Below are 22,811 nucleotides of genomic sequence, written 5' to 3'. Positions count from 1 at the left end.
CCGGTCGGTGCGGGCCCCCGTCGTCGTCGGTCGTCGTCAGTCGTCGTCCGTCGCCCGCAGGGGTCAGAGGTCCTGGCCGGTGAGGCCCATCTCCCGCTCGATGCACTGCTGGAACGCCGCCTGGTCCGTGGAGAACTGCGAGCAGGCCTCCATGGCCGGCCCGAACTCGCCGAACAGCGCCCCGAAGAGCACGAGGAAGAGGATGCTGGCCAGGATCGCCAGGACGCTCAGCACGATGCCGATGATCGGCAGGGCCTTGGACGCGCCCGGCGTCCTGCCCAGCTTGCGCAGCGCCACGATGCCCAGCACCAGGCCCACGAGGCCCGGGACGATGCCGAGCACGAACCAGCACGTCAGCAGCGCCACGATGCCCAGCACCAGGGAGGCGATGCCCAGCCCCGTGCCGGCGGGCCGCGGGCTCGCGCCGTACTGGTTCATGTCGTACTGCCCCTGGTAGCCCTGCTGCCCCTGGTAGCCCTGACCGCCGTACTGACCCTGGTTGTACTGGTCCTGGCCGTACTGGCCCTGGCCCTGGTAGCCCTGACCCCCGTACTGGCCCTGGTTGTACTGGTCCTGGCCGTACTGGCCCTGGCCGTAGGAGTCCTGGCCCTGGTTGTACTGGCCCTGGTTGTACTGGCCCTGGTTGTACTGGCCCTGGTAGCCCTGCTGCCCCTGGCCGTACTGCGGCGCGGAGTACTGGTCGCCGGCGGCGCCCTGGCCGGAGCGCGGCGGCTCGTAGGACGGACCGGAGGGCGCTCCCTCGACGCGCTGGCCGTACTCGGGGACGTCCCGGCGGCCGGAGCTCGACGACCCGCCGGCACCGGTGCCGCTCTGGTCTGGCGTGTTGTCGTTGTGGCTCATGGCGATGCCCTTTCGGTCGTCTGCGGTACGGCACCAGCTTGTCACACGGCCCGCCGGGACGTCCCTCTCCCCCGCCGGGCACGGCCCGGGGGGCGGCCCGGCGTGCGGGCGAGCGGAGAGCGGCCGTGCGGAGTCCGGGGCACGGAGGAACCCGGGCACGAAAAAACCGGGGAGCGCCTCGCGGCGCTCCCCGGTCAGGGATCTCGTGGAGATGGGGGGAATTGAACCCCCGTCCGATGCAGCATTGTCAGGGCTTCTCCGGGTGCAGTCTGCGTTGCGTTTTCTCAGTCCCGGCCCTCGTGCAGACACGTGGCCGACGGACTCAGTCGCGAAAGTGTTCTCCAGACGCCCGCGACGAACGGCTGGAGCAGTGGCCTTCTAAATGATGCCAGGCCCCGAGGCGAAGGCGAACTCGGGCTGACAGTCACCGTTGTAGCTGGTTACGCGGCGAGCGCGAAGTCAGCGTTGGTGGCGTTGCTCTTGGATTCGGCAACTATTGGTTTACAGAGAGCGTTTACGAGATAACCCTGCGTCCTCGACCCGCTTCCCCTGTCTCAACTCACATCGTCGAAACCGATCATCCCCGTATTTGTTTGTCAAGCATCCCGCCGGAGCAGGATACATCAGTCTACCGCGCGGTACGACCCTGCGCAAGCATCGGGCCGGGTCGCTCAGCCCAAATTCTTGTAGCGCATGGCCCGCTGGGCCTCGCGGTTGTCCTGCTGCTCCCGCAGGCTCTGGCGCTTGTCGTACTCCCGCTTGCCCTTGGCCACGGCGATCTCCACCTTGACCTTCTTCCCGTCCACGAAGTACAGGGACACCGGCACGATCGTGAATCCGGACTCCCGGGTCTTCTGCTGGATCTTGTCCATCTCGCTGCGGTGCAGGAGCAGCTTCCGGCGGCGGCGGGCGGAGTGATTGGTCCACGAGCCCTGCAGGTACTCGGGGATGTGGACGCCCTCGAGCCACAGCTCGCCGTCGGTGAACTGGCAGAACCCGTCCACGAGCGAGGCGCGCCCCATCCGCAGCGACTTCACCTCGGTGCCCATGAGCGCGAGACCGGCCTCGTAGGTGTCGAGGATGTGGTAGTCGTGCCGGGCCTTCTTGTTGTTGGCGATGACCTGGCGGCCGGTGTCCTTCTTGGCCATGGGCCTCCTCCCTGGTGACGGTGCGGACGGGGATCCGCCGCGCACCGGGGCACGCGGCAGGTCCTCCATCCTACGCCACGGCGGTCGCGCGGGACCGCCGGTCGGCGGCCGGACCCGGCGGGTCCCCGCGCAGGAGCGTCGCCCCAGGTCACCGCTCCGGCACCCGGTAAGCTGGGCGGATGCTGGAGCCAGTCCCCACCGAGCGCCCGCCCGCCGCGGACGTCCTGTACCTCGTCGGCACGAGCGGTCACCCGAACTTCGGCGACGAGTTCATCGTCGCCTCGTGGCTGCGCTTCCTCGGCCGCGCCCGGCCCGGCGCCGAGGTGTGGCTCGACTGCCCCCACCCGGGGCTGGCGTCCCACCTCTTCGACGGCCTGCACCCGGGGCTGCGGACCACCGACACCCTGTGGCGGCTCGCCTTCGAGACGACCGGGATGGACCCGGCCGCGGCGGACGCCCACGTGGACCGGGTGGTGACGCACCTGGGGTCCCCGCGCTACGACCTCGGCCTGCTCGGCGCCCGGCGCGCGGGCTCCGTGCACTTCCTCGGGGGCGGGTACCTGAACTCCATCTGGCCGCACCACGCGCGCCTGCTCCGCGCGGCGCTGCGGCTGCGCGAGGTCTCCGGGGCGCGCCTGGCCGCCACCGGCCTGGGCCTGGCCCCCGCCACCGACGCCGAGGGCCTGCGCGCCGCGCTCGGCGCCTTCGACCACGCCACGGTCCGTGACGCGCCCAGCGCCCAGCTCGCCCGCGCCGACCGCGCCCCCGACGACGCCTTCCTCGGCCTGCCCGGCCTCGCGGGTTTCACCGGCGCGCCGGCCGAGGGAGCGGGGGACGACGACGTGTGGGTGTGCCTGCAGAGCGACATGACCGAGCCCGGGATCCTCGACGGCGCCGTCGCCGCCGTGCGGGCCGCGCTGACGGGTCCGGCCCTGGCCGGCCGCACCGTGCGCTACCTCGAGGCGATCCCCGGGGCGGACCGCGCGGCCTTCGACCGGCTCGCCGACCTCGTCCCCGAGGAGAACTTCGTGCCCTTCACGCGGCTCTGGCAGGAGGGCTTCCCGGCCCGTCCGGGCCAGACGTGGCTCACCTCGCGGTTCCACTTCCACCTGCTCGCCGCCGCATGCGGCGCGGAAGGCACCGCACTGGAGGTCAGCCCCGACTACTACCGCGTCAAGCACCAGTCCCTGCTCGAGGCCGGGACGGGGTGGTCCGTCACGCCGACCGGCGCCACGGGACCGGCCGCGCCCGACCGGTCGCCCGCCTTCCCGGCCACGGCCGCACGGCTGCACCGCGCCAAGCTGCGGGAGGCGGAGGAGCTGTACCCGGCGGCCGCGGCCCCCGGGGAGAGCCCCGCCGGGTCGGAGTCCCGCACCCTGCCGGGACGGACCGTGGCGCGCTTCCTGCGCCGCTGAGCACGGGGCCCCGGCCGGTCGCAGGATCGGCCGGGGCCCGGGCAGGGATCCCGCGGGAGCTCAGGCGTCGGCCGGGGCGTGGCGCTGGTCGGCGCGCCAGCGGATCCCGGCGTCGACGAAGCCGTCGATCGCGCCGTCGAAGATCGCCGAGGGATTGCCCTCCTCGTGGTTGGTCCGCAGGTCCTTGACCATCTGGTACGGGTTCAGGACGTAGGAGCGCATCTGGTCGCCCCAGGACGCCTTGACGTCACCGGCCAGCTCCTTCTTCTTGGCGCTCTCCTCCTCCTGTCGCTGCAGGAGCAGCCGCGACTGGAGCACGCGCAGCGCGGCGGCGCGGTTCTGGAGCTGGGACTTCTCGTTCTGCATGGACACGACGATGCCCGTGGGGATGTGGGTCATCCGCACCGCGGAGTCCGTGGTGTTCACGGACTGGCCGCCGGGGCCCGAGGAGCGGAAGACGTCCACCTTGATCTCGGCCTCGGGGATCTCGACGGAGTCGTCCTGCTCGATGAGCGGGATGACCTCCACGGCCGCGAACGAGGTCTGGCGCCGGCCCTGGTTGTCGAACGGGGAGATGCGCACGAGCCGGTGGGTGCCGGCCTCCACGGACAGGGTGCCGAAGGCGTAGGGCGCCTTGACCTCGAAGGTCGCGGACTTCAGGCCCGCCTCCTCCGCGTAGGAGGTGTCGAGGACGGTGGTCGGGTAGCCGTGGCGCTCGGCCCAGCGCAGGTACATGCGCATGAGCATCTCGGCGAAGTCGGCGGCGTCCACGCCGCCGGCGCCGGCGCGGATGGTCACCACGGCCTCGCGCTCGTCGTACTCGCCCGAGAGCAGGGTCTGGACCTCCAGCCGGGAGAGCGCCTTCTTGACCGCGGCGAGCTCCTCCACGGCGAGCTCCAGGGTCTCGGCGTCGTCCTCCTCGGCGGCCAGCTGCACCATGACCTCGATGTCGTCGATGCGACCGCCCAGCTTCTCGAGCCGCTCGAGGTCGGACTGCTTGTGGGAGAGCTTGGAGGTGATCTTCTGCGCCGCGGCCTGGTCGTCCCACAGGTCCGGGGCCGTCGCCTGCTGCGAGAGCTCGGCGATGTCCCGCTTGATGGCGTCGACGTCGCTCACGGCCTCGATGGACGCGAACGTGGAACGGAGGGCGGAGATCTCTGCCGGGAAGTCAAGGGAGGCCATGGAAGCCAAGATTATCCCATGGGGGCAAATCACCCCGGCCCCGCCCGGCCCCCCTCTGGCAGGATGGTGCCGAGAGGAAGGAAGCACGATGCGCATCCCCCGCACGCTGGCCCTGGTCCTCGCCGGCGGGAAGGGCTCCCGGCTCGGCGCCCTCACCGAGAAGAAGGTCAAGCCCGCCCTGCCCGTGGCGGGCACCTACCGGCTCATCGACGTCGCCCTGTCCAACCTCGCGCACTCCCACATCTCGGACGTGTGGGTCGTCGAGCAGTTCCTCCCGCACAGCCTCAACCAGCACCTGGCCAACGGGCGGCCCTGGGACCTCGACCGCACCCACGGCGGCCTCCAGGTCCTGCCCCCGTACCAGGGGTCCGAGGGCGAGGGCTTCGCCGAGGGCAACGCCGACTCGCTCTACCGGCAGAAGGACCTGATCCGCGACTTCGCCCCGGACCTCGTCCTCGTGCTCAGCGCCGACCACCTCTACACGCTGAACTTCCTCGACGTGATCGACACCCACCTCGCGCGGGCCGCCGACTTGACCGTCGTCACCACCCTCGTCGACGAGGACCCCTCCCGCTACGGCGTGGTGCAGGCGGACGACGACGGCCGCGTCACCGGCTTCGACTACAAGCCCGATGAGCCCCGGGGGCGGCTGGTCGCCGGCGAGATGTTCCTCTACGACGCCGGCCGGCTGCTGGAGGCCCTGGACGTCCTGCACGAGCAGGAGGGCCGGCTCGAGGACTACGGCAACGACCTGGTCCCGTGGTTCGTGGCGCACCGGACGGTGGTGGAGCACCGCCTGGACGGGTACTGGATGGATCTGGGCACCCTGCAGTCCTACTGGACCGCCCACATGCAGATGCTCGACGGCGAGGGCGTCACCCTGGACGACCCCGGCTGGCCGATCCTCTCGGCCCAGCCGCAGCGGGTGCCCGCCCGCATCGCGGGCAGCGCCGAGTTGCGCGGGTCGATGGTCGCCGCGGGCGCGATCGTGCTCGGCGCCGTGGAGCACTCGGTGCTCGGCCCCGGCGTCGTCGTCGAGGAGGGCGCCACGGTGCGCGGCTCGGTGCTGCTGGACGGCGTCCGGGTGGGGCCCGGCGTCACCCTCGAGAACGTCGTGGCCGACGCCGGCGCCGACATCTCCGGCGGCAGCCGCCGCGGCTCCGCGAAGGGCGTGACGCTCATCGACGAGGACGGCAAGGTGCGCACCACGGAGGAGTTCGACCGCCGGGCGGTCCTGCCCAGCGGTTTCTGAGCCCACCGCGCAGGGGTCCTCCCCGTGCGGGGGCTAGTGGGCCTGGCGGTAGGGCTGCGGTTCGGGCAGGCCGGCGCGGGAACGCACCCGCCGGCCCAGTCGCTCGATCGAGGTCAGTGCCGCGGCGACGTCCTCCGCCCGCACGGCGAAGGGCATGCTGTGGATGGTCTCGCTCTCCACGGTCGCGGCCCGTGCCACGGCCCGGATCTCCTCGGTGTCCTCCGGGCGCAGCCCGAGCTCCGTGAGGGTGGTCGGCAGCCCGACCCGGGTGGTGAACTCGATGAAGTCCACGAGCTCAGAGGTCGGCGCGCCCTCCAGCACGAGCTGGGTGATCGAGCCGATGTTGACCTTCTGCCCGTGGGCCAGGCCGTGGGTCTGCGGTGCCGCGGTCAGCCCGTTGTGGACGGCGTGGGCCGCCGCCAGTCCCCCCGACTCGAAGCCGAGCCCGGACAGCAGGGTGTTCGCCTCGATGACCTTCTCCAGCGCCGGGGTCACGACGTGGTCCCGGGCGGCGTCCATCGCGACGAGGGCGTTGTCCCACAGCACGTCCCAGCTCAGCCGGGCCAGGGCGGTGCCCGTGAGGGTGGCCGTCCCCCCGGCCATGGTCAGCGACCCCGAGGCGGCGGTGGCCCGGGCCTCCAGCCAGGTGGCCAGGGCGTCGCCGACGCCCGCCGCCAGGAATGTCGCCGGCGCGCTGGCCACCAGCTGGGAGTCGACGAGGACGAGGTCGGGGTTGCGGGGGAAGAAGCGGTACTCCTCGAAGACGCCCTCGTCGGTGTAGACGACCGCCAGCGCCGAGGTCGGCGCGTCGGTGGAGGCGACGGTGGGGACGGTGACCCACCGGATCCCGGCGAGGAACCCGGAGGCCTTGACCGCGTCGATGGTGCTGCCGCCGCCCACGGCCACGGCCACGTCCGCCCCCACGTCGCGGATGACCGCGGTGAGCCGGTCGATCTCCCCGGCGGAGGGGATGCCGTGGAAGGTCTCGCGCGTGGTGGCCATGCCGGCCCGTGCCAGGGACGCCTCCACGTCGTGGCCCACGAAACCCCAGACCACGTCGTCGGCCACGACGAGGGGTGTCCGCCCGACGGCGGCGAGGTACTCCCCCAGGCGTGCGATGGCGCCCGGTCCCTGGACGTAGCGCCCTGGGCTGATGACGGAGCGGACGGGAGCGTCCATGGTCTTCTCCTTCGACGACGGGGCCGGCAGGTCGTTCCCCCCGCCGTCCGGGAGGCTCTCCCGGGTGCCCGCCAGCGTAGGAACGCCACGGTGGTGGGCGCCAGGGACGTTCTCGCCGGCTGAGAAACCGGGGAGGCGGCCGGGTCACGTCCAGCCGTCTCCGGAACGCCGCCCGCCGCCCGACCCGGGAGGACCCCCGGTCGTCATCTCCTGGTCATCACCCGATAGTGCTCCTCGATCCGCTCCGCGGGCAGCTCCTTGGTGTAGACCGCCACCTTGCCGACGGCCCCGTCGAAGAACGACCTCAAGTCCCGGGTGCCCACGCGGAACGGCGCACTGCCGCGCCGGGGCACGACGACCGTGCCGTCGTGCTTCAGGTCGTCCTGGTCCATGCGCTGCCCGTTCCGGTAGATCTTCGTGTAGCCGTTCGGGTACGACCCGCCCTTGTCCTTGGCGTTGATGACGAGCACGTAGTGGATCCACTCCCCCTTGCGCACGGGCTTCTGGAAGTAGGACCCCGGCCCCTCTCCTCCGGACGGGTTGAACGCGTAGCCGGAGATGCGGTTGGGCCGGTTCTCGGAGTTGCTCTTCGAGTACATCCGCGCCACGTACTCGTGGTTCCTCGGCGCGCCCTTGCCCATCCAGTGCACGTACCCCGACCCCTCCTGGGACCGGAAGTCGAGCGTGTCGGGGCGCATCCACGCCTCGATGGTGAGCACGCCACGGGTGGCTGCGCTGAGGGCGGCGGCGTCGGGCACCTCGAGGTACTGACCGGTGCCGTCGAAGTCCGCGGCCGTGTCGCCGTTCGGCAGGGTCGTCCGCTGGGGCCTGCCGTGGTAGCTGCCGTGGAGCTTGCCCGCCAGGTCCTTCTCCGCGCCTGCACCGGGACTGCGCATGGCCCAGTACGCGGCGGGTCTGTCCTTCGTGACCGTGTCGTCGTAGGAGACCGGGCGGGCCGCGGCCCGGAGGACGTCCCCGGGCTCTCCCAAGGCGCCTGACGACGGCAGCCCGGCGATGCCCAGCGTCAGCGCGAACAGCAGCGTCAGCACGCCCTCCACAGGCGCGCTCCGCCGCCCTCGCGCGCGAACAGTACTCATGTCGAGACCTCGTTGTGGTGTCGGACGGGACCGCACGCACCGGTTGCTCCCGTCGTGCGCATCCCGCTCACTGCGGCGCCGGCCGTGCGGCCGCACCGGACGTCGTCGCGACACCTCCTCCCCCACAAGGACCGATGCGATCCTGAGGATCGGTCCGGAGGAACATTCACCGGCACCAGCGTGCGCCGCCGATGGCGACCGGTCAATGAGATCGCGCCGAACAGCGCTCCAATGGTTACGGTCCCCGGCGCGCCGCCCGGACCCGGCCCGGACGCCCGGGTGAGCGCCGTGCGCGCGACGCTGCCCCCGGAGTGCTCACACGAGCGGGTCGTCGGCACCGGGGCGGTGACGTCATCGCCCCAACTGGGCGCGGGCCTCGCTCGTGGCGGTGATCGGGATGCCGTCGGACACCAGGAGGTTGACCACCGGCGGGTGCACGACGGCGGACAGGGTCACCTCCGCGGTCCGCCCGTCCGGGCTCCCGGTCGGTGCGGCCAGCGCCAGTCCCGGGGTGCCCGACCAGGCCCGGACCGTGTCGAGGTAGGCGGCCGCGGCCCCCGCCACGGCGTCGTCGTCCAGGACCGTGGCGGGCGGGGCGCCGGCCTCCCCCGGATCCAGGGCCACGAACGTGTCGGCCGCGGCGAGCGCGGCGTTGTCGGCCAGCACCTGCAGCTTGCGCTCCCCCACGTAGACGGCGGTGACGCCCATGACCACGACCGTCAGCAGGAGCAGCACGACCGCGAAGCCGATGACCAGGATCGTGACCTGGCCGTCGTCCCGGCCCTGGTCCCTGGACGCGGCCCGGTCCCAGTCCTCGTCCCGGCCCCTGCCCCGATCCCTGCCCTCGTCCCGGTGCGGGTCCGGGCGGGCGGTCCGCCCGCTCATCCGTAGCGCCCGATCACGACCGTCGCCGAGGACGTCAGCATGGCGACGTCCAGGTCGGTGAACCCGGGCACCAGCGGCAGCGGGACCTGCAGGGTGGCGTGCACCGTGGCCACCGCACCGGGCGCCGCGCAGGCGCCGTCGGAGCACTCGAGCCGGATCGCCAGCCGGTCGGGGGCGAAACCCTGGTCCGCCGCCGCCAGCTGCGCCGCAGCGCCCAGCCCGGCGTCCGAGAGCGTCCCGGGCTCGGCGCGGGCCAGCACCTGGGAGGCCTGCTGCGCGGCGGCCACGACCGCGAAGGCCCCGGACTGGACCTGGGCCACCGCGAGCACGAAGTAGACCACCGGAACGAGCAGCAGCGTGCCCAGCGCGACGAACTCCACGACCGCACTGCCCTCGTCACCGTCCGCACGCCCGTCGATCGCTCCGGGCGCCTCAGTCGCCGAGGACGGCATGGCCGCGCACCTCCAGGGAGTCGGGCGGGCCGAACAGCGCCACGACCGGCAGCGGCGACACCACCGTGACCTCGAGGGTCCGCAGCTCGCCCACCGTCACGGGGGTCGCGACGACGTCCTGGGCGTACCGGGGCCCCAGGGCGCCGGAGACGATCCGGCGGGTCCGCTCGACCCCGTCCTCGGGCGAGCGGTCAGCCAGGGTGCCGTACCGGGCGCCGGCCGCGGCGGCGTCGATCAGTGTGTTGCGCACGTGCAGGGCCAGGGCGAGCTGCAGCGTGGCCGCGAAGATCATCGCCACGAGACCGGCCACCATCACGTACTCGACCACCGCACTGCCCCGGTCCGTCTCGTGGGGCCCGGCCCTCGGCCGGGCGCGGTTCCCGCGCATCCTCAGTTCTGGCTCACGCGGGCCATCGCGTCCTGGAAGAGCCCCTCCAGGGCCGGCTGCGCCACCAGCAGCAGACCGGCCACGAGCACCGCGGACATCAGGGTCAGCATCACCCAGCCGGGGACGTCGCCGCGGTCGGGATCACCGGCGGAGAACCGGTCGCGCAGCGAGGACAGTGCCAGGGCGAGCACGCCGATCAGGGCGGCGAGCCGGTGGAGGAGTGTCATGGGGTGTGTCCTTTCCTGGAGGGCGGCCGGTCACCGGCCGCCCGGGTGAGAGGTCAGAAGCCGAGCTCGAGCACGGCGAGCCCGGGGTATACGGCGAACACGACCGTCAGCGGCAGCACGAAGAACACGAGGGGGACCATCATGGCGATCTCCTTGCGCCCGGCGGCCTCCATCAGCTCGCGCTTGTCGTTGTCCCGCACGTCCTGGGCCTGGGCCCGCAGCACGTCCGCCAGGGGCGTGCCGCGTTCGATGGCCACGACGATGCCGTCCACGAACCGCCCGATCGGGGCCACCGGGGTGCGGGCGGAGAAGTCCTGGAGCGCGTGCACGAGTCCGGCGCCGGACCGGGTCTGCGCGAGCACCGCACGGAACTCGGCGGTGAGCTCCCCCTCGGCGACCCGGCACACCCGCTCGAGCGAACCCACCGCGCTCTCCCCCGCGCCGACCGACAGCGCCATCAGCTCGGCCACGGCGGGGAACTCGGCCAGCATCCGGGCCTCGCGGACCCGGATCCGCCGGCCCAGCAGGTGCCCGCGCAGCAGGTGCCCGGCGGCCGTGGCCGCGCCCACGGCCAGCAGCACCCCGCCCGGGCCCGTTCCCCAGCGAGCCGCGGCGGCCGTGCCGAGCAGGACGCCGAGCAGGAGACCCCCCGTCGCGAACAGGAGCTGCTCGGCGCGGAAGTCCGCCGCCGTGGTGGTGACCCCCGCCCGGACGAGCCGTCTCTCCAGGGCGGCCGACGGGGCGGCGTGCCGGAACACGCGGTGGGCCAGCCCGCGCACGAGCGGATCCAGTCCCACCGCCGCCCGCCCGGGGGGCCGGGCCGAGCGGTGCCCGGGGCGGGCGAGCAGCGCCGACTGGACCTCCACCGAGCGCAGCTGCGGAGAGATCCGTGTCGCGAAGGACGGCCCGCCGGTGACCCGGGCACCGGTGAGCACCAGCCACAGCCCGGCGGCGTGCACCAGGGCGAGGAGCACCAGCAGGGCGGGGGAAGCACTCACCGCAGCACCCGCTCGGGCTCGGGCAGCGCCCCGATCCGCAGCATGAGGCGGTAGGCGGTCGCGGAGACGAGCAGCCCGCCGATCAGCACGAGGGCGCCGGCCGGGGTGTCGTAGGCGCGGATCGCGGCGGGCTGGGTGGCCATCAGCGCCAGGACGATCCACGGTGCTGCCACCGCCAGGCGGGCGGCGTTGACCGTCCAGGACTGACGGGCCTCCAGCTCCCCGCGGGTGCGGGCGTTCTCCCGCAGGAACTCCGAGAGCGTCCCGAGCAGCCGGCCGAGGTCGGTGCCGCCGACCTCGCGGGTCACCCGCAGCGCCTCGACGATGTTGTCGGCCACGGGGTCGGCCAGCCGGTCCTTGAGCAGGGTGAGTGCGCCCTGCAGCTGCCCGGAGGCGCGGTAGTCGGCGGCGAACCGGGCGAAGGCCGGTCGCACCGGCTCGGGTCCGCGGTACTGCAGCTGGATGAGCGCCTCGGGCAGGGACATCCCGGCCCGGATCGCCGAGCGCAGGTGGTCGACGACGTCGGGCCACACCTCGCGCAGGGCGGCCGCCCGGCGCCGTGCCCGGTGCTGGACCACGGCGAGGGGAACCCAGCCGCCCAGCACGCCGGCGCACAGGCCGAGGACGGACGCGCCGGTGACCGCTGCGACGAGCAGTCCGCTCAGTGTCCCGGCCGCGGCGCAGGCGGCCAGCAGTCCCCCCGGGCCGACCCGGGGCAGATCCGCGCGCAGCAGCAGCTCGCGCAGCCGGCCGGGCCTGCGCGCGCCCACCGGGCGCGGCGCCTCCTCGGCCCAGCAGGACCACCAGATCAGGAACACGCCGGCTCCCAGCAGCACGCCCAGCGCCGCGCTCACCGCGCTGCTCCGCCCGGGCCGTCGTCCGCCAGCAGGTCGCTCACCCGGTGCCCGGCACGCTCGAACTTCCACGCCGCCGGCGCCTCGGCCGCCACCGCCAGCAGGGCGCCGTCCACCTCGGCGAAGACCGGGTACGTCTCGATCACGCCGTTCTCCACCCGGTTTCCGATCGCGAGGATCTCGCTCACCCGGCGGCCGCCGTGCCGGTCGCGGTGGCAGTGCACCACGAGGTCGAAGCACGACGCCACCGTGGGCACCACGAAACCGGAGCTGATGTTCTCCCCCGCCAGCAGCGGCAGGGTGCAGATTTTGGTCACGGCGTCCCGGGCGGAGTTGGCGTGCAGGCTGCACATCCCCGGCAAGCCGCTGTTCAGCGCGATGAGCATGTCCAGGCTCTCCGCCTCCCGGACCTCCCCGACCACGAGCCGGTCCGGGCGCATCCGCAGCGCCTCCTTGACGAGCCGTCGCAGGGGGATCTCGCCCGTGCCCTCGAGATTGGGCTGACGGCACTGCATCCCCACGACGTCGCGCAGCGGGACCTGCAGCTCGAAGATCTCCTCCACCGTCACCACCCGCTCCCGGGGCCCGATCGAGGCGCACAGACAGTTGAGCAGCGTCGTCTTGCCGGCCTGCGTAGCACCCGAGACAAGGATGTTGAGCCCGCTGGCCACGGCCGCGTCCAGGAAGCGTGCCGCGCGCGGTGGCAGGGAGCCCAGCTCCACGAGGTCGTCCAGCCGCCGTGCCCGGGCCACGAACTTGCGGATGTTCACGGCCCAGTGCCGGCGCGTCACGTCGGGGATCACCACGTGCAGCCGGGAGCCGTCCGGGAGCGTCGCGTCCACGAACGGGGAGGACAGGTCCAGGCGGCGGCCGGAGGACTTGAGCATGCGCTCCACCAGGTTGCGGATCTGGGCCTCGGTCAGCACGAGGCTCATCAGCTCGGACTCCCCGCCGCGGGCGGCGTAGACCTCCGCCGGACCGTTGATCCAGATCTCCTCGATCCGAGGGTCGTCGAGCAGCGGCTGCAGCGGGCCGAACCCGGCGACCAGGTCCAGCAGCACCCGGCGGGCGGCGTCCAGGTCTGCCAGGGCCGGCAGCACCCCGCGCGCCGAGCGCTGGTCGTAGTCGCGCACCGCGGCGTCCACCAGCTCCCGGGTCCGCTCGAGCTCCAGCACCGGGTCCAGGCCACGGCGCCGGATGAGCTCCCGCACCTCGGCCTCGACCAGCCCGAGGGCGTCCTCGGAGAGCAGTGCCGTCATCCGTCCCCCTGTGCGTCGCCCGGCGCGGGACCCGTGCCGGCCGCGCTCCCCCCGGAGCGCATGCACAGGAACATAGGCCGATCCGCCGTCGTCCCCACAACCCCGTTCCGGCCTCCTGTGGACAGCCGTCGCTGACCTGCGACGTTGTTCCCGTCCGGAAACACATGAACTGTCACAGGATGCGCGCGCATGAAATCCGTCCCGGAGCGACGCCGCGCCGCTCCGCCGGCGTGCGCGTCGTGCCGCCGGGCCGTAGTGTGGGCGGGCGAACACGCTCCCCACCGGGCGCCAGCGCCAAGGCACCGCCTGTGGCACGCACGCCGCCGCCGATCGCAAGGACCCCTGTGACCCCCATGACCACCGAGCAGGACGGCCCCCGCCCCGACGTCACCGCCCGGGCCCGGGCGGTGCTCCGCGCGGCCCTTCCCTTCACCGGGAACCTGCTCACGAGCGCGGTCGGGGCGGCCCTCGGCCGGCACCTCGTGGCCCCGTCACCGGGTCCGAGGGCATCCGTGCCCCGTGACTGGCCGGCCACCTTCGCGCACCGGGGTGGCGCCGAGGTCGCCCCGGAGAACACCCTCGAGGCGTTCCGGGCGGCCGAGGCCCTCGGGGACGTCGTGCTTGAGCTCGACGTGCAGGCCTCCGCCGACGGCACGGCCGTGCTGATGCACGACCTCACGGTGGACCGCACGACGGACGGGACCGGAGCCGTCGCGCTGATGTCCACCGCGGAGCTCCAGCGCCTGGACGCCGGGCACGCGTTCACCCGCGACGGCGGGACCTTCCCGTGGCGAGGGCGCGGGGTGCACGTCCCCACGCTCGCCGAGGTCTACGAGGCGTTCCCCGAGCACCGCGTGGCGATCGAGCTCAAGGGCAACCGTCCCGGCGCCGAGGAGATCGTCTGGCGGACCATCCGGGCGGCGGGCGCCCAGCGGCGCACGCTCGTCGCGACGAACCGCACGGCCTCGATCCGCCGGTTCCGCCAGGTCTCGGGCGGAACCGTCCCCACGGCGGCCGCCCTCACGGAGTTCGCGGCCTTCCGGCTGCTGTGCCTGCTGGGCCGGCACCACCACTACACGTTCCCGTTCCAGGGCCTGCAGCCGCCCGACACCCTGATGGGGCTGCGCGTGCTCACGCCCGGGCTGCTGCGGGCCGCCCAGCAGGCCGGCCTGCGGGTCGACGTGTGGACGATCGACCGGGAGGACGACATGCGCCGCCTGCTCGAGTGGGGCGTGGACGGCGTCATGACGGACCGGCCCGACCTGCTGTCCCGGGTGGTCCGGGAGGCCTGACCCGCGCCGGGACGGTCAGGACGCGGGGCGCGCCGCCGGGGAGGTCTGCGCGAAGTGCCGCACCGAGGGCCGCTCGGCGTGCTCCGGGGTCGGCGCCCAGGGCCGCTCCGCCTCGGCGACGGCGATGTGCCGGGCCAGCCGGGTCACGTTGACCTCCTGCTGGCGGTTGCGCAGCGCGGAGGTGGCCTGGGTGATCATGAAGATCACCACGAAGCCGTACAGGACGAGGTCCGTGCCCCGCCCGATCCCGAAGACGTGGGCGACGCCCGTGAGCAGGTCGGGGAAGAAGATGGACAGCGCCGCGAAGACGAAGAAGGCCAGGCCCACCACGCGGCGGATCGCCTGGTGCTTGGCGTTGGCCCCGCCGCGGATCAGGGCGAGCGCGCCGTAGCCCACGGCCAGGACCAGCAGGATCTGGACGGCGTAGATCATCGGACGGCTCTTCCCTTCGACGGTGCGTACCGGGTGCGGACTACTTGACGAACAGCTCGGCGAGGATGTTCACGCCGTTGAGCAGCGACTGCCCCTTGGACTTCGAGTAGTCCGTGTAGATGATCTCGACCGGGTGCTCGACCCAGCGGGGCCGGATGTCGGCGAGCTGGTTGACGATCTCCGAGGCGTGCGCCATCCGGTTCTGGGTCAGCCGGATCCGGGACAGGGTGCCCCGGTCGAGGGCGCGCAGCCCGTTGTGGGCGTCGGAGAGGTCCATGCCGGTGGACAGCTTCGAGAAGAACGCGGCGGTCCGCAGCACGATCCGCTTGAGCGGGGAGATCCGGGTGCGCCGGTCGAGGAAGCGGGAGCCGAGCACGACCTCGGCCTCGCCCGAGCGGATCCGCTCGACCATGTCCCACGCGTCCACCACGCGGTGCTGGCCGTCGGAGTCGAAGGTCACCACGCAGTCCATCCCGGGGTCCTGCAGGGCGTACTCGAAGCCGGTCTGCAGCGCCGCGCCCTGCCCCAGGTTGATGGGGTGCTGGACGACGACGGCGCCGGCCTCGGCGCAGATCCGGGCCGAGTCGTCGGAGGATCCGTCGTCGACGCAGACGACGTGCGGGAAGGTCTTCCGGAGCTCCTTCAGCACCTCTCCCACGACGGCCGCCTCGTTGTACACGGGCATGACGATCCACGAACGACTCACCCGGACATTCTCGCACAGCGCGCCGGGCCCGCCCGTCAGGTCGCCGACCGCGCCCTGGTCGGCCGATATGATCGACCCGACCCTTCCCCCCGTCGTGAGGACAAGACCGTGCCCGCTGCCAGACAGAGCCCCGCAGGACCGACGTGCTGACGGACTGGGGACCCTATCTGCCGGCGTTCCTGGTCCTCCTGGCGTTCCTGTGGCTGCCCGGGCTGGCCCTGCTGTGGGCCTTCGGTCAGCGCGGGGGCCGGATCCTGCTGACGGCACCGGTCTTCAGCGTCGCCGTCGTCGGGCTCACGGGCGTGGTCCTGGACCTGGCGGGCATCCCCTACGGCGCGCTCGCCCAGGTGGTCGCCGCCGCGGTGCTGACGGCGCTGGCGTGGCTGGTCGGCCGGCTGCTCCCCCGGGGCGGCCACGTGCCCGGCTCGCACGCCGCCGGGGCGGACCCGGCGGACCCGGAGGCTCGCTTCGGCGAGGGGCGCCGCTGGCTGTTCCCGGCGGGCGCGGCCGCCGCGCTGGCGATCGGGGCAGTGCTCCTGGTGCACCGGATGGCGTCCGTGATCGGCCACCCGGAGGCGATGGCCCAGCGCTGGGACAACATCTTCCACCTCAACGCCATCCGCTACGTCGTGGAGACCGGCAACGGCTCGACCCTGACCCTGAACCGGATGGTGAACCCGGAGAGCACCATCGCCCTCTACCCCGCGGCATGGCACCAGCTGGCGTCCCTCGCCGTGCCCCTGACCGGCGACAGCGTGCTCGTCGCCCACAACCTGACGCTGCTCGCGGTGGCGGGGCTCGTCTGGCCCGCCTCGTGCATCTTCCTGGTCCGCTGCCTGATCGGCCCGTCCCCGGTGGCGGCCGTGGTCGCCGGCACGGCCGCCGCCGGGTTCAGCGTCTTCCCGTTCGGCCTGATGGCCTGGGGCCCCCTGTTTCCGAACATCCTCGCCCTGGCGCTCGCCCCCGTGTCCCTCGGCCTGCTCGTGCGGCTGCTCGGCCCCGGCGTGACCGCGGACCCGACGGCCCGCACCCCGGACGCGGCCGGCCGGGTCCGGCTGGCCACCAGCCTGGTGGTCACCCTCGGCGCGCTGTTCGTCTCCCAGCCCAACGCGTTCCTGGCCCTGCTCGTGGTCGCGGTCCCCCTGGCGGCCACGGCGTGGTGGCTCGGCCTGCGGGCCGCCGCGGGCGCCCGGCGCCGCGGTCCCGCTCTCGGGATGGTGGCGGTGGCGGCGGTCGTGGTCACGGCGTGGCTGCTCCTGTGGAACGTCCTGACCACGGACCGCGCCTGGGACCCCTTCACGTCCTTCGGCCGGGGTGTGGGCGAGGCCGTCATGTTCACGTCCAACGGCCGCGACGACGTCCCCTGGGTGCTCGTGGTCCTGACCACGGCGGGGGTCTACGCCGCGATCAGCCGCCGCCGGCTGCGCTGGCTCGTGCTGGGCCACCTGTCGCTCGTGCTCCTGTACGCGGTCTCCGCCGGCGGTGAGGAGGGCCCCTGGCGGGAGTGGCTGACCGGGGGGTGGTACGTGGACTCCTACCGCCTGGCGGCCACCCTGCCGCTGACCGCCATCCCCCTCGCCGCCCTCGGCGCCGTGCACGTGGTGGACGGACTGGCCACCGGTGCCGCCGCCCTCGCCTCGTTCGCCGGCCGGCCCCGGGCGGGCCTCGCCGGCTACCCCGTCGCGGCGGTCGTGGTGCTGGCGCTCGCGGTGCCGTACTCCCAGGTCGAGTCCCTCACCCAGGCCACGAGGTGGGGCAAGCAGTACTACGCGTGGGAGGGCCCCGAGAGCGTACTGACCCAGGAGGAGTACGAGTTCCTGGAGGGCCTCGACGAGCTCACGGACCCTGAGGACGTCATCGCCGTCAACCCGTGGAACGGCGGCTCCCTGGCGTTCGCGGTCGCCGAGCGGCCCGTGACCCAGTACCACGTGGGGACGCCGGATCCGCAGGTGCGGGAGGTCGTGACGGGCATCGACACGGCCGCCCCCGGCAGTCCCGCGTGCGAGGCCGCGGACGAGCTCGACGTCCGCTACGTCCTGGACTTCGGGACCCAGTTCATCATCCCGGACAACCCGGCCGCCCTCGCCTACACCGGGGTCAACGCCGTGGACCCGGCCGTCGACCTGAACCTGGCGCTGGTCGAGCGCAACGGGGAGGCGGCGCTCTACGAGATCGTCGGCTGCGACGGCCCCTGATCCCGCGGTGGGCCCCCGGCCCCCGACGCACGACGGGCCGCCCGGCTCCTGGTGGAGCCGGGCGGCCCGTCGTCGTCCGGGTGGGAGAACGTCAGCCGGCGTTCTCCGCGGCGCGGAACTGCTCGATCACCTCGTCGATGGGACCGTCGCTGCGGACCCGGCCGTGCTCGATCCACACCCCGCGGTCGCAGACCTTTCGGACCACGTCGAAGTCGTGGCTGACGACCAGCAGCGTCTTGCCCTCCGCCGAGAGCTCCTTGACCCGGCCCAGGCTCTTGCGCTGGAAGGGCTCGTCGCCGACCGAGAGGATCTCGTCGATGATGAAGATGTCCGGGTCGGTGAACACCGCCACGGCGAACGCCAGGCGCAGGTACATGCCGGACGAGTAGAACTTCACCTCGGTGTCGATGAACTGCTCGATCTCGGAGAACGCCACGATCTGGTCGAACTTCCGGTCGATGTCCTCCTTGGCCATCCCGAGGATCGCGCCGTTGAGGTACACGTTGTCGCGGCCCGTGAGGTCGGGGTGGAAGCCCGCGCCCACCTCGATCAGCCCGGCCACGCGCCCGTTGACCGTGAGCGAGCCCCCGTCGGGGCTCATCACGCCGGAGACCAGCTTGAGGAACGTGGACTTGCCGGAGCCGTTGAGCCCCACGAGCGCCACGCTCTCACCCGGCTCGATGCTGAGACTGAGGTCCTCCAGGGCGCGGAAGCGGTTGGAGATGTCCTGGCGCCGTCCCCGCGCGAGCCACATCACCGTCTCCTTGAGGGAGCGGGCGTGGCGGAGCGAGAACTCCTTGGCCAGGTGCTCGGCCACCACGGCGGGCTCGGCCGGCGGGGCGGTGCGGTCGGTGCTCATCGTCACAGCTCCTGCGCGAATCGGCCCTCGAGGCGACGGAACATCAGGTCGCCCAGGAACATGATGACCGTGACCACGAGCAGCGCCACCGGCGTCCAGAGGGAGAACAGGTGGGGCGGCACCTCGTGGGCGCCGGGGGTGGTGGTCGGCAGCCAGAACGCCGCGTGCGAGAGCTCCACGGCCACGGTCAGGGGGTTGAGCATGAACCCGGCGAACCACACCGGGCCCAGCACGTCGCGGACCATCGTCCACGCGTAGAGCACCGGGGCGGACCACGTGCTGACCATGACGATCAGGTCCACGAAGTTCTCGGCGTCGCGGAAGAACACGTTCGCCGCGCCGAAGAGCATGCCCAGCCCGGCCCCCAGCAGACCCACGATCAGCAGCGCCGCGGGCACGGCCAGCAGAGAGATCCACGTGGGCGACCAGCCCACGATCAGGGCGGCCAGGAGCATGACGACCAGCTGCGGCATGAGGTGCACCCCGGCCACCCACACGGACGCCACCGGGAACATCTGCCGGGGCAGGTAGATCTTCTTGATCAGGCTCGCGTTGGCCACGATCGAGCGCGCCGCGTTGCCGAAGGACTCCGAGAAGAAGTTGATCAGGATGATCCCGGAGAACAGGTACACGGCGTAGTTCTCCATCCCCCGCTCCAGGCCCAGGAAGATGCCCAGCGCCACGTAGAAGACCACGAACTGGATCCCCGGCTTGACGTAGGACCACAGCAGCCCGAGGACCGTGCCCCGGTAGCGGATCTGCAGCTCCTTGTCGACGAGCAGCTTCAGCAGGTAGCGCTGGCGGAACACCGCCGGCAGCCCCGTCCCGGGGGACGGTCTCCGGACGACCGTGGCAGCCGGCATCAGGCGCCGATCTCCGAGTGCTCGCGGAAGGTCGCCTCCCAGGCCTCCATGGAGGTCACCTCCGGCAGCGCGGCGCGGTAGCGGCGGGACAGCTCCGGCCAGCGCAGGGCCAGCTTGGCGTGCAGCCGCAGGGACTCCGCCATCAGGGCGCGGGCCTCCTTGGGCGAGCGCTTGTACCAGGTGTAGCCGGTGCCGTCCGAGGCGGAGACCAGGGCGCTGTCGTAGCGGGCGAGGCGCCACCACCGGGCGTCCTGGTAGGGCAGGTGCACCTGCGGGTGCTGCTCGGCCTGCTCCTGCGGGCGCACGGCGAGGTGGCGCACCACGGCGGTGCTCGCGGAGGTGAGCACCTTCAGCCCGTGCGGGGCGGAGAGCCGGCGCGTCCGGACGGGCTTGGCCGACGCGACCGTGGGGTACGCGTCCAGGTCCGGCTGGTAGACGGCGTCGGAGTGCTGGGTCATCATCCGGCGCACGTCGCGGATCCGCTGGGGCAGCAGCTCGTGCAGGGTCTCCGGGCCGGCCAGGACGTCCCGGAGCGCCAGGACCCGGGCCTCCTCCGCGAAGTACTGCATGGACAGCAGGTGCCGCAGGTCCTTGATCCCGTTGCGCCCGAGCACCTCGCCGCCGCGGTCGAACGGGGAGTGCAGCAGGGCCGCCACGAGCTGGTTGCGCTTGTGGAAGTACGCCTGCCAGCTGATGGTGTCGTCCTTGTCCGCCCAGGCCAGGTGCCACACGGCCACACCGGGGAGGGACACGGTGCGGTAGCCGGCCGCCTTGGCGCGGATGCCGTACTCGACGTCGTCCCACTTGATGAACACGGGCAGCGCCAGGCCGATCTCGCGGATCACCCGGGTGGGGATCAGGCACATCCACCACGCGTTGTAGTCCACCTCGATGCGGCGGTGCATCCACGCCGTGCTGCGCAGGTTGCTGCGCCGGAAGTCGTGGCCGATCTCCACGCCCTCGCCGGCGGGGCCGTACTGGAAGCTGTACGGGTCCATGGCCTCGCCGAAGTTGTGGATCTTCGTCGGGTTGAGCAGGTCGATCATGTGCCCGCCGACCAGCGTGGGCCGCTTGCAGAAGTCGGCGAAGACGCTGATCCGGCGCACGGCCTCCGGCTCGATCTCGACGTCGTCGTCCATGAGCAGCACGTAGGTGCTGTCGGCGCGGACGGCCTCGTACATGCCGCGGGCGAAGCCGCCGGCCCCGCCCAGGTTGCCCTGATCGATGACGCGCAGGCGGTCGCCGAAGCGCGCCTGGACGTCCGCGAAGCCCGGCTCGTCGACGACCTTCTGGTTGCCCTGGTCCACGATCACGACCTGCGCGACCTGTGGCAGCTGGTCGCGCTGCTCGTCCAGGAGGCGGGCGTTGGTCAGGCAGTAGGAGGGCTTGTTCATGGTCGTGATCTGGAGGGTGACGGACCCCTCCGTGGTGCCCGTGCCGTCGCCCAGCCACTGGGCGCCCAGCACCTCGAGCTCCTGGTCCCCCGCGGTGGCGTCGAACCAGTACCACCCGCCGTCGGCGAAGGCCGTCAGCGGCAGCACGACCTCGGTCAGCCGGTCGGCGCCGGAGACCTCGTGCACCGAGACGGGCACGGACTCGCCGCGCGCGTTGGAGCTGTGCACGTTCACCGAGCCGCGGCCGGTGGTGCGCACCCGCAGCACGACCTCGCGCAGATGGGTGTTGTGCCGCCAGTAGCTGGCCGGGAACGCGTTGAAGTACGTGGCGAAGGACACGGTGCTCCGGGCCGGTACGCGCACGGACGTGCGGCCGAGGATCGCCGCGCCGCCGGCGGCGCCGGCGTCGGAGGCCACGTTGACCACGATCTGGGGCCGCTGCTCCTTCGTGTCCTCCTGCTGGGCGGCGGTGCCCGTGTCCGCCCGGGAGTCCAGGTAGAGGGGCTGGGTCGGGAAACGGTCCTTGGCCGGGAAGACGAGCTCCTGCAGCACCCGGTGGGCGGTGCCCTCGGTGCCGGTCCGTTCGGTGTCCTGGGTCGTCGCGGTCACGCGTCCACTCCCCCGCTCTCGATGGTGGCCCCGCCGGTGAAGTGGGGCGTGAGCTTGTTGTCGACCATGGACAGCGCGGCCCCGATGGCCATGTGCATGTCCAGGTACTTGTAGGTGCCGAGGCGGCCGCCGAACAGGACGTCGTCCTCGCCGCGGGCGAGGTCGCGGTACTTCAGCAGCTTCTCGCGGTCCACCGAGGTGTTGACCGGGTAGTACGGCTCGTCGCCCTTCTCCGCGAAGCGGGAGAACTCCCGCATGATCACCGTGGCGTCCGTGGTGTAGTCGCGCTGCGGGTAGAAGTGGCGGAACTCCAGGATCCGGGTGAAGGGGACGTCTGGGTCCGGGTAGTTGATCACCGGGGCGCCCTGGAAGTCCTCGATGGGCAGGACCTCCTGCTCCAGGTCGATGGTCCGCCACGAGAGGTCGCCCTCGGCGTAGTCGAAGTACCGGTCCACGGGGCCCGTGTAGACGACCGGGACCTGCCCGGCGACGGCGGAGCGGGAGTAGTCGTGGCCCTCGTCGAAGAAGTCGGTGTCCAGCCGGACGTCGATCTTGGGGTGGTCCGCCATGCGCTCGAGCCACGCGGTGTAGCCGTCCACCGGGAGTCCCTCGTACTTGTCGTTGAAGTACCGGTTGTCGTAGGTGTAGCGGACGGGGAGCCGGTTGATGATCGAGGCGGGCAGGTCCTTGGGGTCCGTCTGCCACTGCTTGCCCGTGTAGTGCTTGATGAACGCCTCGTAGAGCGGCCGGCCGATGAGCTGGATGCCCTTGTCGTTGAGGTTCTGGGGGTCCGTCCCCGCGAGCTCGCCGGCCTGCTCCTGGATCAGCGCCCGGGCCTCGGCCGGGGAGTACGCCGCGCGGAAGAACTGGTTGATGGTGCCGAGGTTGATCGGCATGGGGAAGACCTCGTCGTGGTGGCGCGTGTAGACGCGGTGCACGTAGTCCGTGAAGTCGGTGAACCGGTTCACGTAGTCCCAGACCCGCTCGTTGGACGTGTGGAACAGATGGGCGCCGTAGCGGTGCACCTCGATCCCGGTCTGGGGCTCGTTCTCCGTGTAGGCGTTGCCCCCGATGTGGGGGCGCCGGTCGATGATGGCCACGTCGAGGCCCAGCTCGTTGGCGGCCCTCTCGGCCACGGTCAGGCCGAACAGGCCGGACCCTACGACGACGAGATCTGCGTTCACGGGCTAACTCCTGGGGTTGGTGTCGTGGTGGGCCCGGCCGGCGTCCGGCCGGTGAGGGGGCGGCACGGGCGCACCGGGCG

At 72.5% G+C, this 22,811-nt stretch carries 22 protein-coding genes and 1 other RNA gene; 4 read left to right on the top strand and 19 right to left on the bottom strand.

The genetic code is table 11. From position 1 onward, the window contains the following. Window positions 1–63: 63 nt before the first annotated feature. From ACFYE3_RS10875 to smpB, 3 genes are all read right to left on the bottom strand, one after another. On the bottom strand, window positions 64–861 hold the full coding sequence (locus tag ACFYE3_RS10875; RefSeq protein WP_387608943.1) for a DUF4190 domain-containing protein: 798 nt from the start codon (window positions 859–861) through the stop codon (window positions 64–66). A 203-nt stretch (window positions 862–1,064) separates the two neighbouring features. Further along, window positions 1,065–1,446: a transfer-messenger RNA gene (gene ssrA / locus ACFYE3_RS10870) on the bottom strand. 86 nt (window positions 1,447–1,532) lie between these two features. Next, a complete protein-coding gene (gene smpB / locus ACFYE3_RS10865; RefSeq protein WP_368831523.1) occupies window positions 1,533–2,009 on the bottom strand; it encodes an SsrA-binding protein SmpB in 477 nt (158 codons plus the stop codon). A gap of 179 nt (window positions 2,010–2,188) precedes the next feature. On the opposite strand from smpB, the gene ACFYE3_RS10860 reads away from it, so the two are divergent. Further along, on the top strand, window positions 2,189–3,424 hold the full coding sequence (locus tag ACFYE3_RS10860; RefSeq protein WP_387608942.1) for a polysaccharide pyruvyl transferase family protein: 1,236 nt from the start codon (window positions 2,189–2,191) through the stop codon (window positions 3,422–3,424). Window positions 3,425–3,484: 60 nt separating this feature from the next. On the opposite strand, the gene prfB is transcribed toward ACFYE3_RS10860, so the two are convergent. Next, window positions 3,485–4,606, bottom strand: a complete 1,122-nt coding sequence (gene prfB, locus ACFYE3_RS10855) for a peptide chain release factor 2 (RefSeq protein ID WP_368820225.1) — start codon at window positions 4,604–4,606, stop codon at window positions 3,485–3,487. Between the two features lie 88 nt (window positions 4,607–4,694). Here prfB and ACFYE3_RS10850 point away from each other — a divergent pair, with 88 nt between their 5' ends. After that, window positions 4,695–5,858, top strand: coding sequence for a glucose-1-phosphate adenylyltransferase family protein (locus ACFYE3_RS10850; protein ID WP_387608940.1), 1,164 nt, complete (start codon window positions 4,695–4,697; stop codon window positions 5,856–5,858). A gap of 33 nt (window positions 5,859–5,891) precedes the next feature. Here the strand turns inward: ACFYE3_RS10850 and ACFYE3_RS10845 are convergent, their stop codons facing one another. From ACFYE3_RS10845 to ACFYE3_RS10805, 9 genes are all read right to left on the bottom strand, one after another. After that, window positions 5,892–7,037 (bottom strand): glycerol dehydrogenase, encoded by a 1,146-nt coding sequence (locus ACFYE3_RS10845; RefSeq protein WP_387608937.1) that lies wholly within the window; start codon window positions 7,035–7,037, stop codon window positions 5,892–5,894. A gap of 203 nt (window positions 7,038–7,240) precedes the next feature. Continuing rightward, window positions 7,241–8,086 (bottom strand): LamG-like jellyroll fold domain-containing protein, encoded by an 846-nt coding sequence (locus tag ACFYE3_RS10840; protein WP_387608934.1) that lies wholly within the window; start codon window positions 8,084–8,086, stop codon window positions 7,241–7,243. Between the two features lie 399 nt (window positions 8,087–8,485). After that, a complete protein-coding gene (locus tag ACFYE3_RS10835; RefSeq protein WP_387608931.1) occupies window positions 8,486–9,019 on the bottom strand; it encodes a pilus assembly protein TadG-related protein in 534 nt (177 codons plus the stop codon). Then, window positions 9,016–9,471 carry a hypothetical protein gene (locus tag ACFYE3_RS10830; RefSeq protein ID WP_387608928.1) on the bottom strand — a complete coding sequence of 152 codons (456 nt, stop codon included), beginning with the start codon at window positions 9,469–9,471 and terminating at the stop codon, window positions 9,016–9,018. Before ACFYE3_RS10830 ends, ACFYE3_RS10835 begins: the two co-directional genes overlap by 4 nt. Next, a complete protein-coding gene (locus ACFYE3_RS10825; RefSeq protein ID WP_387608926.1) occupies window positions 9,452–9,859 on the bottom strand; it encodes a TadE family protein in 408 nt (135 codons plus the stop codon). The genes ACFYE3_RS10830 and ACFYE3_RS10825 overlap by 20 nt, the downstream gene beginning before the upstream one ends. A 2-nt stretch (window positions 9,860–9,861) precedes the next feature. Next, window positions 9,862–10,086 carry a hypothetical protein gene (locus ACFYE3_RS10820; protein ID WP_387608924.1) on the bottom strand — a complete coding sequence of 75 codons (225 nt, stop codon included), beginning with the start codon at window positions 10,084–10,086 and terminating at the stop codon, window positions 9,862–9,864. A 53-nt stretch (window positions 10,087–10,139) separates the two neighbouring features. Next, window positions 10,140–11,084 (bottom strand): type II secretion system F family protein, encoded by a 945-nt coding sequence (locus ACFYE3_RS10815; RefSeq protein ID WP_387608921.1) that lies wholly within the window; start codon window positions 11,082–11,084, stop codon window positions 10,140–10,142. Then, window positions 11,081–11,938 carry a type II secretion system F family protein gene (locus tag ACFYE3_RS10810; RefSeq protein ID WP_387608918.1) on the bottom strand — a complete coding sequence of 286 codons (858 nt, stop codon included), beginning with the start codon at window positions 11,936–11,938 and terminating at the stop codon, window positions 11,081–11,083. The genes ACFYE3_RS10815 and ACFYE3_RS10810 overlap by 4 nt, the downstream gene beginning before the upstream one ends. Continuing rightward, the gene (locus tag ACFYE3_RS10805; protein ID WP_387608916.1) at window positions 11,935–13,197 is read right to left on the bottom strand and encodes a CpaF family protein; all 1,263 of its coding nucleotides are present in this window, start codon (window positions 13,195–13,197) and stop codon (window positions 11,935–11,937) included. The genes ACFYE3_RS10810 and ACFYE3_RS10805 overlap by 4 nt, the downstream gene beginning before the upstream one ends. A gap of 353 nt (window positions 13,198–13,550) precedes the next feature. Between ACFYE3_RS10805 and ACFYE3_RS10800 the strand changes: the two genes are divergently transcribed. Further along, the gene (locus ACFYE3_RS10800; protein ID WP_387608913.1) at window positions 13,551–14,489 is read left to right on the top strand and encodes a glycerophosphodiester phosphodiesterase; all 939 of its coding nucleotides are present in this window, start codon (window positions 13,551–13,553) and stop codon (window positions 14,487–14,489) included. A gap of 15 nt (window positions 14,490–14,504) precedes the next feature. On the opposite strand, the gene ACFYE3_RS10795 is transcribed toward ACFYE3_RS10800, so the two are convergent. Further along, window positions 14,505–14,921, bottom strand: a complete 417-nt coding sequence (locus ACFYE3_RS10795) for a DUF2304 domain-containing protein (protein ID WP_387608910.1) — start codon at window positions 14,919–14,921, stop codon at window positions 14,505–14,507. Between the two features lie 40 nt (window positions 14,922–14,961). After that, window positions 14,962–15,627: a glycosyltransferase family 2 protein gene (locus ACFYE3_RS10790; RefSeq protein ID WP_368820243.1), complete on the bottom strand. Its 666-nt coding sequence runs from the start codon at window positions 15,625–15,627 to the stop codon at window positions 14,962–14,964. A 143-nt stretch (window positions 15,628–15,770) separates the two neighbouring features. Here ACFYE3_RS10790 and ACFYE3_RS10785 point away from each other — a divergent pair, with 143 nt between their 5' ends. Next, entirely contained in the window at window positions 15,771–17,822 is a 2,052-nt protein-coding gene (locus ACFYE3_RS10785) for a DUF6541 family protein (RefSeq protein ID WP_387608907.1), read from the top strand. Window positions 17,823–17,913: 91 nt separating this feature from the next. Here the strand turns inward: ACFYE3_RS10785 and ACFYE3_RS10780 are convergent, their stop codons facing one another. From ACFYE3_RS10780 to glf, 4 genes are read right to left on the bottom strand one after another with little or no spacing between them, the layout of a single operon-like run. Next, entirely contained in the window at window positions 17,914–18,681 is a 768-nt protein-coding gene (locus tag ACFYE3_RS10780; RefSeq protein ID WP_387608905.1) for an ABC transporter ATP-binding protein, read from the bottom strand. A gap of 2 nt (window positions 18,682–18,683) precedes the next feature. Continuing rightward, on the bottom strand, window positions 18,684–19,544 hold the full coding sequence (locus tag ACFYE3_RS10775) for an ABC transporter permease (protein ID WP_387608904.1): 861 nt from the start codon (window positions 19,542–19,544) through the stop codon (window positions 18,684–18,686). After that, complete coding sequence (locus ACFYE3_RS10770) at window positions 19,544–21,547, bottom strand: glycosyltransferase (protein ID WP_387608901.1); 2,004 nt, start codon at window positions 21,545–21,547, stop codon at window positions 19,544–19,546. The genes ACFYE3_RS10775 and ACFYE3_RS10770 overlap by 1 nt, the downstream gene beginning before the upstream one ends. Beyond that, entirely contained in the window at window positions 21,544–22,731 is a 1,188-nt protein-coding gene (gene glf / locus ACFYE3_RS10765) for a UDP-galactopyranose mutase (RefSeq protein ID WP_387608899.1), read from the bottom strand. Before glf ends, ACFYE3_RS10770 begins: the two co-directional genes overlap by 4 nt. Window positions 22,732–22,811: the final 80 nt, after the last annotated feature.

Origin of the sequence: Kocuria arenosa (assembly GCF_042879215.1) — a bacterium.
GTDB classification, from domain to species: Bacteria; Actinomycetota; Actinomycetes; order Actinomycetales; family Micrococcaceae; genus Kocuria; species Kocuria arenosa.
This window is presented reverse-complemented; position numbering and strand designations above follow the sequence as displayed.

Excerpts from the sequence above, each read along its gene's own strand:
- ACFYE3_RS10875 (WP_387608943.1), bottom strand. The coding sequence starts at position 861 with ATGAGCCACAACGACAACACGCCAGACCAGAGCGGCACCGGTGCCGGC.
- smpB (WP_368831523.1), bottom strand. The coding sequence starts at position 2,009 with ATGGCCAAGAAGGACACCGGCCGCCAGGTCATCGCCAACAACAAGAAG.
- ACFYE3_RS10860 (WP_387608942.1), top strand. The coding sequence starts at position 2,189 with ATGCTGGAGCCAGTCCCCACCGAGCGCCCGCCCGCCGCGGACGTCCTG.
- prfB (WP_368820225.1), bottom strand. The coding sequence starts at position 4,606 with ATGGCCTCCCTTGACTTCCCGGCAGAGATCTCCGCCCTCCGTTCCACG.
- ACFYE3_RS10850 (WP_387608940.1), top strand. The coding sequence starts at position 4,695 with ATGCGCATCCCCCGCACGCTGGCCCTGGTCCTCGCCGGCGGGAAGGGC.
- ACFYE3_RS10845 (WP_387608937.1), bottom strand. The coding sequence starts at position 7,037 with ATGGACGCTCCCGTCCGCTCCGTCATCAGCCCAGGGCGCTACGTCCAG.
- ACFYE3_RS10835 (WP_387608931.1), bottom strand. The coding sequence starts at position 9,019 with ATGAGCGGGCGGACCGCCCGCCCGGACCCGCACCGGGACGAGGGCAGG.
- ACFYE3_RS10830 (WP_387608928.1), bottom strand. The coding sequence starts at position 9,471 with ATGCCGTCCTCGGCGACTGAGGCGCCCGGAGCGATCGACGGGCGTGCG.
- ACFYE3_RS10825 (WP_387608926.1), bottom strand. The coding sequence starts at position 9,859 with ATGCGCGGGAACCGCGCCCGGCCGAGGGCCGGGCCCCACGAGACGGAC.
- ACFYE3_RS10820 (WP_387608924.1), bottom strand. The coding sequence starts at position 10,086 with ATGACACTCCTCCACCGGCTCGCCGCCCTGATCGGCGTGCTCGCCCTG.
- ACFYE3_RS10805 (WP_387608916.1), bottom strand. The coding sequence starts at position 13,197 with ATGACGGCACTGCTCTCCGAGGACGCCCTCGGGCTGGTCGAGGCCGAG.
- ACFYE3_RS10800 (WP_387608913.1), top strand. The coding sequence starts at position 13,551 with ATGACCACCGAGCAGGACGGCCCCCGCCCCGACGTCACCGCCCGGGCC.
- ACFYE3_RS10795 (WP_387608910.1), bottom strand. The coding sequence starts at position 14,921 with ATGATCTACGCCGTCCAGATCCTGCTGGTCCTGGCCGTGGGCTACGGC.
- ACFYE3_RS10780 (WP_387608905.1), bottom strand. The coding sequence starts at position 18,681 with ATGAGCACCGACCGCACCGCCCCGCCGGCCGAGCCCGCCGTGGTGGCC.
- ACFYE3_RS10775 (WP_387608904.1), bottom strand. The coding sequence starts at position 19,544 with ATGCCGGCTGCCACGGTCGTCCGGAGACCGTCCCCCGGGACGGGGCTG.